The sequence below is a fragment of the Phenylobacterium sp. genome (assembly GCF_031181185.1).
GTDB lineage: Bacteria > Pseudomonadota > Alphaproteobacteria > Caulobacterales > Caulobacteraceae > Phenylobacterium.
In genome coordinates, this window is sequence record NZ_JAPSKZ010000056.1 from 7668 (window position 1) to 20502 (window position 12835).

Consider the following 12835-nt stretch of genomic DNA (forward strand, 5'->3'; position numbering starts at 1 on the left):
CTTGGAGCCGTGCGGGCGTACTTCGCCGGCGTTGGCGCCTACGAATGGCGGGGCCTGTACGTCCCTTTCGTCCACACCTGGTTGCCCTATCTGATCGTTGCGGAATACATCCGCAGCCGGAGCGGCGCTGATCTCCGGCTGAGCGCTTTCCGTATCGGTCTCTGCGTCCTCGCCCTGCTGCTCTCGCTCTCCCGGACCGGCATCGGCCTGATCCTGGTGTTCGGCCTCGTCACTCTTCTGTTCAATATTCGGCACTGGCTGCTCACCGGCCGCGGAATCGCCCTGATGGTCGCCGCCGCGGGCGCCGCCGCCTTCATTCTTCCCCGGCTCCTGCAACTGGACGTCGTACAGCAGCGGATCGAAGTCGGCATCGGCTCGGGCGACCAGTCCCTGGGCTGGCGCGCGATGGAGCAGATGGCGGCGATCAACTTCCTGGACGCGGGTGGCGCTTGGCGCTGGCTGTTCGGATACGGCCTTGGCGCCCAGATGCCCCTGCCCATCGGCGTCGTGGATTTCGCGGGCAACACCAGCGTTCCGCATCTCCACAACAGCTACTGGACCTATCTGTTCAAGTTCGGAGCGGTCGGAACCGCCTGGATCATGTTCAGCATCGGCGTGCTGGTGCTCCGCGCCCACCGTCAGCGAGGCGGCGTCCCGGCTCTCCTCGTGGGGGGAACCTGGATACTCCTGCTGGTCATGGGCACCGCCATCACCCTGCAGGGCATGACGGAGTGGAGCCACCTGATGTTCCTGGGCATGGCCTGCGCCATGCTTAGCAAGGCCGCGCGCGCGCCCCGCCTTGTTCCCGGTCGGCCGGCGGAGCGTCGCGCTTTCGGCCCTTTGCCCGGATCGCCCCAGCCGGCGCGGAAGTGACCTTCAATGATTGTCCTGGCTCACCTGCTCAATGACAGGAGCGGCAGTCCGCGCGTCCTGAAAACAATGATCGATACCCTCCCGAAAGGGGAACGGGCGGTCCTGTATGTCGGGTCGGGCGGGGATGGCCTCCTCAACGAAACAGGCGTTCCTCGCCGGACCTACTGGTATCGTAGAACGCGCAACAGGGCCCTCACCCTGGCCGCCTACTTCGTCAGCCAGGTGCATCTGTTTCTCACCCTGCTTCTGAGCCGCGACATCGCCAGGGATGCGATCATCTATGTCAACACTCTGCTGCCGTTCGGCGCCGCACTGTATGGCCGCCTGACCGGACGCCCTGTGATCTACCATGTGCATGAGGTCTCGGTGCGCCCTGCACCGTTCCGCGCACTTCTGGTGGCCATTGCGCGCCTGACCGCCACCCGCCTGATCTACGTCTCCCTGACGCATCGTGCCCTTCTTCCGATCGCAGAAGCGAGGGCTGTCACTGTCTACAACACCATCGATCCGGCCCTTGCCGCGCAGGCTGCGGCGCACAACTACGAAGCCCGGTCGGGTGGCATCTTCACAGTCCTGATGCTCTGCTATGCCCGCGACTATAAGGGGGTGCCCGAGTTCCTGCGGCTCGCCGCGACCTTGGCGGGCCGGCGCGACATCCGCTTCCAGCTTGTGCTGAGCGACGCGGATGAGGGAACCCCTCCCCCCGTCGTCACGCCGAACGTGACGCTACTGCCTCCCACGCGGAACCCGGCGGGCTATTACTCCGGGGCGAGCCTGGTGCTGAACCTGTCCAGGCCCGACCTGGCTGTTGAAACCTTCGGCCTCACCCTGCTTGAGGCCATGGCCTTCGGAGCGCCGGTGATAGCGCCGCCCGTGGGAGGGCCGGCCGAGGTGGTGAGCGATGGTCAGGAGGGCTTCCTGATCGACAGCCGGGATGGGGCGGCGCTGGCGCGCGCGGTCGAGCGCCTGGCGGACGATGAGGGTCTGTGCCGAACGCTCTCGCGCAACGCCCGTGCGACCGCGGCGCGGTATGACCGGGAGACCTTCGGCAGGGGGATCGCTGACGTAATCGCCGCGGCCCGCTCCCCGGCAGGCGCCCGGCCGGCCTAGAATAGCGTGGCAGCAACGCTGCCGCGAGATCGCGAACCTTCGCCGTGGCGCGTGTTGACCTAGGGGGCTGTGTGCTGGACAAGACCTTCAGCAAGCGTCCGCAGGGTCATCCGATCCCGAACCGCTGATCGTGCCAAAGTTGTCGAGATCCAAGATACATGTCTCTCATGCGAAGCTGTTCTCTCCTGCTCGCCTCGATGGCCATTGGACTCGCCGGATGCGGCGGGTCCCAGATGGACATGACTCAGGTAACGGCGGCCCGACCGGTGGATCTTCTGCCGGCTCAGGGCGGCGGGGGTTCGCAGAGCGACTATCGCATCGGAGTAGGAGACAAGCTGAACATTAAGGTTTTCCAGGTGGAGGATCTGTCGTTCGAGGAGATGGTCGTCGACTCGGCCGGGAACGTGCAGCTTCCGCTGATCGGTTCGGTTCAGAGCGCCGGATTCACTCCGGCGGAGATGTCGGCCGAAATCGCTCGACGCCTGTCGGACCGGTATCTCCGCGATCCGCAGGTCACCGTGACCGTGGTGGAGGCGGCCAGCCAGAAGATCACTGTTGACGGGGCCGTCACCAAACCCGGGGTCTATGTGATGCGCGGTCAGACGTCGCTGCTCCAAGCCGTCGCCATGGCTGAAGGCCCCAGCCGGGTTGCGGACCTGTCGACCGTAGCCGTTTTCCGCACCATCGAAGGACAGCGCTCTGTGGCTGTGTTCGATCTGAACGCGATCCGCCAAGGGCGCTCGCCCGATCCCGAGGTGCTGGGGGACGACATCATCGTCGTCGACACCTCGCGGCTTCAGACGACGCTGCGGGATGTCGTCGGCGCGTTGCCGGCCCTCTCCGTGTTCAGACCCTACTAGGAAAACGCGATCCACACTCACTGTTTCGGGGCGCGCATCCAACATCCCTGTTCCCTGCGGACGAACGGATGCGGGCCTCATCTACCGGTCACCGGCCGTGAAAAGGGCGGTCCGGCGAATTTACAAGCGGCGCTGGTCGCAAGAACCTGACGGATGCCATCTATGCTGGGCGACAATCTCATTGACGAGCGTGCGGGTCGGGGGGCGGCCTCTGGAGCCGCTCGCGAAGCGCCATACCTGGCCCCCGCCCCCGGTTGGGGCGACGGCCCGGGCGACCAGCCGATTCTAGACCTCGCCATCTACTGGCGGATGGCCCTGAAGCACCGGAACCTCATTATCGGCTGCTTCTTGGGCGTCCTCGCCCTCGGCGCCGCCCTGACGTTCCTGATGACGCCGATCTACACCGCCCAGGCGACGCTTCAGATCGACCGCGAATCCGCCCGCGTCTTCAATCTCGAGGAGGTCTCGCCCAGCGAGAGCCTTATTCAGGGTGAGGAGTTCTTCCAGACTCAGTACGGCCTCTTGCGGAGCCGCTCGCTGGCCGAGCGCGTCATCAGCACGCTGGGCCTCGCCAGTTCCGATGAAGCCCTGGAGAGCATCGGCGCGACGCCGCCGCCGGACCAGGGCTCGGCTGCGGCGCGTGCCGCGGCCCGGCGCGAAGCCGCGCTGGAAGCTCTCCAAGAAAATCTGAGCGTGTCCCCGGTCCGGGGCTCGCGACTGGTGGCGGTGGGCTTCGACAACCCGGACCCGGTTGTCGCGGCGCGCATCGCCAACGCCTTCGCTGAGAACTTCATCCAGGCCAATCTGGACAGGAAGTTCGAAAGCTCCAAATATGCCCGGGAATTCCTCGAGGAGCGCATCGCTCAGACCAAGGTGCGGCTTGAGGAGACGGAGCGTCAGCTGGTCGCCTACGCCGCCAACCAGCAGATCATCAATGTCGGTGAGTCTGGCGAGGATGGCGATACGCCCGGCGCTAGCCGGTCCTTGACCTCCAATAACCTGGTCGCCCTGAACTCGGCCTTGGCCCGCGTGCGCGCCGAGCGCATCGCCGCCGAGGAGCGCTGGCGGTCCGCGAGCAGTTCGCCCTTGATGTCGCTTCCCGCTGTTCTGGCCAATCCCACCATTCAGCGCCTGACCGAACAGCGTGCCCTCCTGAACGCCGAGTATCAGCAGAAGGGCCAGCTCTACCAGGCTGAATATCCCGAGATGGTGCGCCTGCGGGCCCAGATCCAGGAAGCGGACCAGCAGATCCGGACCATCGCCACCAACATCCGGAACTCGATCCAGCGCGAATACGAGACGCTCGCCAATCAGGAGCAGTCGCTCCAGCGCCAGGTGACCGGCTTGACGGGCGAGGTGATCGATCTGCGCAACCGTTCGATCCAGTACAACATACTGCAGCGCGAACTCGACACCACCCGAACGCTCTATGAAGGCCTGCTGCAGCGCTACAAGGAGGTCAGCGTCACCGGCGGAGTGGCGGCGAACAACATCTCGATCGTCGATGCCGCCGCACCTCCCTCGGAGCCGTCCAAGCCGGACCTGCTGCTGAACCTGCTGCTCGCCGCGATCCTAGGCCTCGGATTGGGCGTCGTCGGCGCGCTAGTGCTCGAGGCGCTCGACGAAACTGTGGCGACCCCCGACGACGCCGAGTCGAAGCTCGGCAGCCCGGTGCTCGGCGTCGTTCCGCTCCTGGCGAAGGGCCAGACCACGGCAAGCGCGCTCGCGGACGTCCGGTCCGCCTTCTCGGAAGCGTACTACTCGCTCATCACGGCGCTACAGTTCTCCACCCCGGATGGGGCGCCGGCCAGCATCCTGGTGTCGAGTGCCCGTCCCGCGGAAGGCAAGTCGACCACCGCCTACGCCGTCGCGCTGAACATGGCCCGCGTCGGCCGACGCGTGCTTCTGGTGGACGGCGACCTCCGCAACCCGTCCATGCACCGGGTGGTCGGGATTGAGAACGAGCGCGGGATGAGCAACCTGCTTTCAGGGTCCGCCGACCTCGCATCGGTCGTGCACCCGACAGCGCACGAGAACCTCGCCTTCATCCCGTGCGGGCCGCTGCCGCCGAATCCCGCCGAGCTGTGGGGCGGCGACCGGGTCCGGGACTTCCTCAACGAGGCGCGGTCGCGATTCGATCACGTAGTCATCGACGGTCCACCGGTCCTTGGTTTCGCCGACGCGCCACTTCTGGCGGCCGTGGTCGGCGGGGTGGTGTTCGTGCTCGAGTCGCGCGGCACCAAGCGTGGCCAAGCCCGCGGCGCGCTGCGTCGTCTTCGCGTGGGTCGCGCCCACTTGCTGGGCGTCGTCCTCACCAAGTTCAATGCGAAAAGCACCTCGTACGGCGGGTATGACTACGCTTACGACTACAACTACGGTGGCGAGCAGGGCGACGACCAGGCGCGGCGGAGAGGCGGGAAGGTCCGGAAGGGCGACCGGCTGTGACGCACGGGCCGGGCGACGTCGGAACTCGCCGTCGGCCGGCGGGCGGGATCACCGCCTACGCGTTGACGGCTGGAGCCATCGCGCTGGGATGGCAGATCCTGCTCCAGCCGGTCGTCGAGCGAGCCCCCGTGGCCCTTGCGGCGCGCGTGGCGCCCGGCTCCGCCCAGGTGCTGAGCCGCGCCGCCGAGGCGGAACTTGCCGCCAACCGCGACTCTAACGCCTCGGCCTTGGCACGCGAGGCCCTGCGGCGGGCGCCGTTCGACGTGCGGGCCCTGCGGGTCCTCGGGCTTGCAGAGGCGCGCGCCGAACGCCTGCAATCGGCTGATGACCTGCTCACCCTCGCAGGCAACTGGAGCCTGAGGGACGATCCTTCTCACGCTTGGCTGATCGAGAGGCGGCTGCGACGCGGGGACTATGCGTCGTCCTTCGCCCACGCTGACACCCTGCTGCGGCGGCGTGAGGATCTCTGGCCTCGCATTTTCAGGCTGTTCTCGGTCGCCGCCGTCTCGGACCCGAACCGTGCCCTGCCGGTGATCGCGAAACTGCTCGAGGCCAACGCGCCCTGGCGGCTCTACTTCCTGAACAGCCTCTACCAGACGCCTGATGGCATGCGCGTCGCCATGGCGCTCGCCTTCCTCCTCAAGGACAGCGAGGCGCCTCTGTCGAACATCGAGCTTCATCAGCTTTACAGCGCCCTGCTGAGCATCGGCCAAGTGGAGGCCGTAAGAACGGTCCGGCAGCAGCTCGGCCGGCCGGCGGCGGACCTGACGGTCACCAACGGGGAGTTCAGCGACACGTCATCCCCCCTGCCGTTCCAATGGGAGCCGGTCCAGCAGTCCGGGGCGGAGGCCGAAATCACGGGGGACGACGCCGCCGAGGCGAACACCGCCCTCTGGGTGCAATATGACGGCTACTCCAGCGCGATCATAGCCAGGCAATTCACCCTGCTGCGGCCAGGTCGCTACCGGTTCGAGGCGCACTACCGCAGCGACAACCCGGCCGCAGCCGGGCGAATGCTGTGGCGCATCAACTGCGTACCGCCGGCCAGCCCGGTCCTGTCTACTCCTGCAGTCGGAGACGTGACACCGAGCTCCACCGGCTGGAGCCGCGTGACGGAAGAGTTCATCGTGCCGGCGAACTGCCCCGGCCAATGGCTTGAACTGGAAGGCCGCCCGGCCGACCGGCGGCAGATGATGACCGTCTGGTTTGACCGGGTGTCGATCACCCCGCTCACGGCGCCTGCATCATGAAGTCCCGCTTCCCTTCCCTGAGAACCGGGCCTTGGGATCCCGCTCTCGTCGCCGCGACCCTGCTCATCGTCGTCTCCATCGCATTGGGTGGCGCCAGCCGGCAGCACATCGTCCGGCTGGCTCTCGTGGAGATCGCCGCCCTGCCCCTGCTCGTCATCGCCTGTGCGCGGCTTATCGACAGCGGCGCCTGGCGGGGTCATCGCTTCGCCGTCCTCCTTGTCGCCGGGGTCGTGGCGATCCCTCTCATCCAGCTGGTCCCGCTTCCCCCGGCGGTGTGGACCGGCCTTCCTGGTCGGGACCAGCTGGTTCTGGCGCTGGATCTCGCCGGGCTTGAGCCCGGTTGGACGACGCTGAGCCTGACGCCGGACCGGACGGGGCGTTCAGGCCTTGCGCTGATCCCCCCCGTGGCGATGTTCCTCGGTCTTATCGCGGCGCCGCATCTGGCCCGACGCCTCGTGGCATTGTACCTCGCCGCCGCGGTGATCAGCATGCTGCTGGGCGCCGCGCAGCTCGCGAGCGGGGGCGAGAGCCTGTACCCGTGGGAGACGACCAGCGCCGGCTCCGTCAACGGCTTCTTCGCCAACGGCAACCATCTCGCCGCCTATCTACTGGTGATGCTGCCATTTGCGATGGCGCTCGGCGCCGGCTCTCTCCGGCGCGCCGAGTCGCGCAGCCTCTCACTCTGGCTGGCCGCTATTTTCATCGGGATGGTGGTGATCGTTCTGGCGGCGATCCGCTCCCGCGCGGGCATCATCCTGTTCGTGCCGGTCATGCTGTTCAGCCTGCTCGGCGCATGGTTCGCGACAGGACGTCGCCGCCCGGGCGTTCCCTTCCTGCTCCTGATCGGAGCCGCGGGCGCCGGGGCTACGGCGGTCGCCACCCTGAGCCTGCAGTCGATACTGTCCCGCTTCAGCGAATCTGCCTCGGAAGGCCGGCTGGACCGCTGGCCCACCGTAGCCCAAGCCGCGCAGGACAATCTTCCCCTCGGCACCGGGGTGGGGAGCTTCGACCCCGTCTATCGCTCTGTGGAGCCTCTCGCGCAGCTCGACAGCACCTTCTTCAACCAGGCCCACAATGAATACCTTGAGATCTGGCTGGAGACCGGCTGGCTGGGTCCGGCGCTGTTCATCGCCTTCCTGGTCTGGGGGTTCCGGCGGGCGTTCTCGGCCTGGCGGGGCGAGCCTTCGACGATGCGCGACCTGCAGCGGGCCGCCACGATTGGAATCGCCGCGGTTTTGGCTCATTCCGCCGCAGACTATCCCCTCAGGACGGTGACGATGGCGACGCTGTTCGCGCTCTGCTGCGCCCTGCTCGAAATCGCGCCTCCCGCGAGGAGCTCTCGCGGGAGAGCCGCCGCGTCCCCGCAGCATCGAGAGGGATCGCTCGCGGAAGCGGTGCTCCGATCTGGATCGTAACCGGCCCCCGCGGGCGCTGATGTCCCTCCTGGGTGTTCTCTCCAGATGGGATTTCACCTGATTTCCGGTTGCGTTTGGCTTTCGCCGTCGCTAAGAGAGTCCGCAAGCGCCTCGTGAGGGGGCGTTGGTTTGACCAAATCAAGGGGAACTAGCATGCGTAAGTCCATCGCCGCCGTCACGGCGGGCCTGCTGCTCGTCGCCGGCCAAGCGGCCGCCGCGGGCTCGACCAGCGCCGTCGCTCGGGTGGGCGATCGCGTGGGCGCTAACGCCGAAGCGGCCAGTGAATTCGCTGGCATCCCGCTGCCGGTGCTCCTGATCGGCGCCGCCGTCGTCGTTGCTACGGTCGTGGTGGCCTCGGACGACGACAGCGAGTCGGACTAAGTCCGGTTCTATCCTGACGCGCCGACTGTCGCGTTAGGAAACCAGTGAAAGGCCGGCAAGGCAGCTCGAAGCTGCCTTGCCGGCCTTTTCGTTTTGGAGTCGCGACTTGGCGAATGGTCGCTCAAGGGAGCCTCGACGCACTGCCGGATCGTGGAACCGAGGGGCGCCCCACGAGGACGCCCCCCTTCTCCTCAGCCAAGCCAAGCATCAGGGTCCGGAGTGATGAGCGGCGTGAGCGCCGCGTCGCCTCGGTCGTGATCGCGCCCGCGGCCGCCGAGAATCTCATCAATGGTGGCCATGTGATCGGACGAGATCCGCCACTGTTGATGCGAGTAGGTCCCGTGCTCTAGCAGGATTTCGGTCACCGGAGGCAGAACCAGCGCCCCTTCGTTATCCGACCCGAAGGTCGATCCGGGAAGCACGAGGGGTTCCTCCCCGCCGTCCTTGTCGGCAACAGGCTGCACCAGGACAAAGGGATCGTCCTCGATCAGCCCCGGCACCACTTGCGGGGCGGCAACCTTCTCGGCCGGTTCCGGGGCCGCGTTGGCGCCTGACGCGACCAGACGATAGGCCCCGGCGTGTCCGACCGCTCCTGTCACGACGACGTAGTACAGGCCGCCTTGGGTGGCCGTGAAGGTGATCGTGGCGTCGCGGCCCACCCCCGAGTTGTCGTCGGTCGCGACTAGGTTCCCGACCGAGTCGTAGATCGCCAAGGCGCCGTCCGGAAGTGTGCCGCCGCCGCTGTCCAGCCCTTCAAGGGCCACAGTGACGACATCGCCGCTGGTGGCGTTCAGTTGGAACCAATCCCGATCCCCAGCTTGGCCGAGGGTGTCCACCGCGACCCCGTTCAGCGCGTGGGAGCCCTGTTCTCGGCCGAAGAGGGAGTCGCCGGAGCGGCCCTCGTCTGCGCCCGCCACAAGCCAGTGGTCGCGAGCACCCGCGGCCCCGAAGCCGGCGAGGTCGCTGTTGCTCAAGAGGTAGGCCACCGCGTCAAAGCCGGATGCCGGCCGACCTTCGTTGTAGCCGGCCACGATATAGTGCTGCAGGGCCGCCTGCGCGTCTGTGCCGAAATAGGCGGCGAGGTCTGGATTGGCGGCGGCGTAAGCAAGGGGATCGAAAGTCGTCCAGGCGCGCCCCTCGGCCATACCGTTCTGCACGAAGTGGCGCGTCGCCGTCGCGGCGTCCAGGCCGAAGGCCGTGATCAAGTCCGGATTCGAGGCGACATAGATCAGCGGGTCGAAGGACGTGGCGCTACGGCCTTCCTGATAGCCGATTGTCACATAATGGTGGACGCCCGCAACAGCGTCCGCCCCGAACGCGTACGCGAGGTCCGGATTGGAGGCGATATAGCGAAGTCCGTCGAAGCCCACGGCCGGTCGACCTTCCCGGGCGCCGGCGATGAGGTAGTGCTCAAGGGCGCGCGCCGGATCGTTGCCGAAGCTCGCCAGTAGATCCGGGTTCGCTGCCAGATACTGCCGCGGATCGAAGGTATTGGTCGGCAGACCTCCCTCGAGACCGACGTTGATGTAGTGCCGCAGCGCCGCATCCAGATCGGCCCCAATCTCGACCGCCAAGGTGGGGTTGCTCGCGACATAAAGCCGGGCGTCGAAGCTCGCAACCGGACGGCCTTCGCCCGAGCCCGCCACGATGTAGTGCGTGAGAAGGGCGTCCTGATCGGTGCCGAAGAAGCGGGCTAGGTCCGGATTGCTCGCGGCATAATGCAACGCGTTGAAGGTGGCGGTTGGACGTCCCTCGTTCGCCCCGGCCACGACGAAATGGGTCAGAAGCGCTTCCTGATCGGTCCCGAACGCCCCGGCCAGATCCGGGTTGCTGGCGGCATACAACAGCGCACTAAACGTCGTGGTCGGCCGACCCTCGTTGTAGCCGGCCGTGATGTAGTGCTTGAGGAGCGCCTCCTCATCGGCCCCGAAGGCCCGTGCCAAGTCGGGGTTGCTGGCGGCGTACAGGCGGTAGCTGAAGCTGGCGCTCTCCCGTCCCTCCGCCGCACCGGCGGTGATGTAGTGGGTGAGCAAGCTCTGCTCGTCCGTGCCGAACGCCAGCGCCAGGTCGGGGTTGCTGGCGGCGTACCGCAACGGCTCAAAGCTCGTGGCGGAACGCCCTTCAACGGATCCTTGGGTCACGTAGTGGCGGGCGGCGACTCGTCCGTTCAGACCCAGTTCCCCGATCAGATCAGGGTTGCTCGCCACATACTGCAGGGGGTCGAACGCAGTTGGCGAACGGCCTTCGGCCTGACCTGCCGACACATAGTGCCGGTACGCCCCGCCCGGATTATCGCGGAAGACCGCAGTCAGGTCTGAATAGCCCGCCATGTAGCGGTAGGCGTCGAAGCCCATGGAGGCGAGGGAAGCGATATCAACCGGCACGCCGCCCTGGAACTGGACCTTGTCAATGTTCAAGAGCGTGTCGACGTCGGAAGCCCCGTCGTAGACCCGCCAGCCGCCGCCCGGGATGGCCTCGAAGAAGTAGGCGCTGGCGGGGCCGTCGAACACCGCGATATCGATGCCGTTTCCGCCATCCAGAACGTCCGAGCCCGCACCGCCATTCAGGGTATCCGAACCGTCGAGGCCGTTCAGAACGTCATCCCCGCCGCCGCCGTTGATGACATCGGCGCCGACGTCGCCGTTGAGGGTTTCGCCGTTGGACGTGCCGTTGATCGTGGTGACGATGGCCTCGCCCGACGTGGTGTAGAAGCCGTCCGCGAACTGCAGACGCTCGACCTGCGTCAGGGAGTCGACTCCGTCCGCTCCCGCGACGGTGGTGACGCCGCCGAGGCTGGACAGCGTGTAGGCGGATCGGGCTCCGGAGAAGACGGCCGTGTCCGTCCCCTCCCCGCCGTCGATCGAATCGTCGCCCGGTCCTCCCACGAGGCGGTCATCTCCGCCGCCGCCGCGAATCTGGTCGTTGAAGGCGGTTCCGTTGATCGTGTCCGCGCTGGAGGTGCCTTCGAACAGCTGACCGCCGCCCGCGCCCACGATCAGCGTTCCGTCGGCGAAGCGCAGGTATTCAACGTTGCGCAGGGTGTCAGTCCCGTCGGGCCCCGTCACCGTCGTCACGCCATCAGCCATGGAGACCGTGGAGTTGGCGATTGCGCCGCTGAATACTGCGGTGTCTGTCCCGGCTCCGCCGTCGATGGTGTCGTTGCCGCCGCCGCCGTTCAGGGTGTCGTCGCCGTCAAAGCCGTTGATTACGTCATCGCCAGTCGTGCCGTTCAGCACGTCCGCGTTCGGCGTCCCGTTGATCGGTCCCGAGGTCAGCGGCGCGCCGGTGATGTCGAACAGGCCGTCGGCAAACTGCAGCCGTTCCACATTGGTCAGGCTGTCCGTGCCGTCGGCCCCCGTCACGGTGGTCACCCCCCCGCTGGTGCTGATGGTGTAGGAGGCGCGGTTGCCGCTGAAGAGGGCCGTATCGGTCCCGGCGCCGCCGTCGATGGTGTCGTTCTCGCCGCCGCCGGTCAGCAGGTCGTCGCCGGCCCCGCCGTTCAGGGTGTCGCGGCCCGCGCCGCCGTTCAGCTCGTCGTCGCCGTCCTCCCCGTTCATGGTCGCTCCCACGGAGGTCAGCGGAGCCGCGGTCGCGCTGGGGACGGAAACGTGCAGCGTGTAGGTGCCGCCCGCTGGCGGCGGGGCCGTGACCAGGCTGGCGTCAGCGCCGGACTGCCACTGCGAGACCTGGACGTAGTAGGTGCCGGCCGTCGCGAAGGTGTAGCTGAGGCCGGAGTCGGTCGCCGGACCGCCGTCGCTCGCCGAGTCGTCATTCTGGGCCAGCTGGGCGCCGCCGGCGTTGTAGACCCGCAGGACGCTGTCGAAGCTGGCGTTGTCGATGTCGAAGACCACCGTGTCGCCCGCCGCGACGGTGAAGGCGTAGTACTCCATGCCGCCGTGGCCCGTGGCCACCACGGTGGCGTGCGGTATGGTGGTGGAATTCGCCACGTCCGCCCGGGTCCCAAGATCGAAGCCGCCGTTCAGGGACACAGCGGTTCCGATCGAGCTGTTCGCCGTTCCCGAGCCTTTCACGATGTCGGGGGCGCCTCCGCCCTCGCCTGGCGCGCCGGCGAACAGCTGGTCGTCGCCGCCGCCGCCGTTGAGCGTGTCGGTGCCGCCGCCGCCGTGGAGGATGTTGGCGTTGGCGTCGCCTGTGATGGTGTCGGCGTGGGCCGAGCCGCGCACCTCCTCGATGCCCGAAAGGGTGTCGTTGCCGGCGCCGCCGGTCGCCAGGCCCTGGGCCAGGTTGACGGTGACCCCTGCGCCGGCGCCGGTGTAGTCGGCGACGTCGTGCCCGCCGCCGCCGTTCAGGGCGTCATTCCCCCGTCCCCCGATCAGCAGGTCGTCGTGGTCGCCGCCGTTGAGGACGTCGTCACCCGCCCCGCCGTCCAGCGTATCCGTGCCGGCGAGACCGTTGATGGTGTCATTCCCGCCCAGGCCGCCGATCGTGTCGCCGAAGGCCGTGCCGCTGATGGACTCGTTGGTCATGTCGCCGCCGACCA

8 protein-coding genes are annotated in these 12835 nt (G+C 67.3%); 7 read left to right on the forward strand and 1 reads right to left on the reverse strand.

What is annotated here, in order from left to right; all coding sequences use genetic code 11:
• The 7 genes from RIF93_RS09075 to RIF93_RS09105 all read left to right on the forward strand — a co-directional run.
• Positions 1–873 (forward strand): O-antigen ligase family protein (locus RIF93_RS09075; RefSeq protein WP_309090548.1); only part of this gene is annotated, 873 nt, incomplete at its 5' end.
• A gap of 66 nt (positions 874–939) precedes the next feature.
• Positions 940–1983 (forward strand): glycosyltransferase family 4 protein, encoded by a 1044-nt coding sequence (locus RIF93_RS09080; RefSeq protein WP_309090550.1) that lies wholly within the window; start codon positions 940–942, stop codon positions 1981–1983.
• A 239-nt stretch (positions 1984–2222) separates the two neighbouring features.
• On the forward strand, positions 2223–2843 hold the full coding sequence (locus RIF93_RS09085) for a polysaccharide biosynthesis/export family protein (RefSeq protein WP_309090552.1): 621 nt from the start codon (positions 2223–2225) through the stop codon (positions 2841–2843).
• Positions 2844–3005: 162 nt separating this feature from the next.
• A complete protein-coding gene (locus RIF93_RS09090; RefSeq protein ID WP_309090554.1) occupies positions 3006–5288 on the forward strand; it encodes a polysaccharide biosynthesis tyrosine autokinase in 2283 nt (760 codons plus the stop codon).
• Positions 5285–6538: a hypothetical protein gene (locus tag RIF93_RS09095; protein ID WP_309090556.1), complete on the forward strand. Its 1254-nt coding sequence runs from the start codon at positions 5285–5287 to the stop codon at positions 6536–6538. The genes RIF93_RS09090 and RIF93_RS09095 overlap by 4 nt, the downstream gene beginning before the upstream one ends.
• Positions 6535–7953, forward strand: coding sequence for an O-antigen ligase family protein (locus RIF93_RS09100; protein ID WP_309090558.1), 1419 nt, complete (start codon positions 6535–6537; stop codon positions 7951–7953). The genes RIF93_RS09095 and RIF93_RS09100 overlap by 4 nt, the downstream gene beginning before the upstream one ends.
• 153 nt (positions 7954–8106) lie before the next feature.
• Positions 8107–8334: a hypothetical protein gene (locus tag RIF93_RS09105; protein ID WP_309090560.1), complete on the forward strand. Its 228-nt coding sequence runs from the start codon at positions 8107–8109 to the stop codon at positions 8332–8334.
• 191 nt (positions 8335–8525) lie between these two features.
• On the opposite strand, the gene RIF93_RS09110 is transcribed toward RIF93_RS09105, so the two are convergent.
• Positions 8526–12835: pre-peptidase C-terminal domain-containing protein (locus tag RIF93_RS09110; RefSeq protein ID WP_309090561.1), on the reverse strand; the 4310-nt coding region annotated here is incomplete at its 5' end.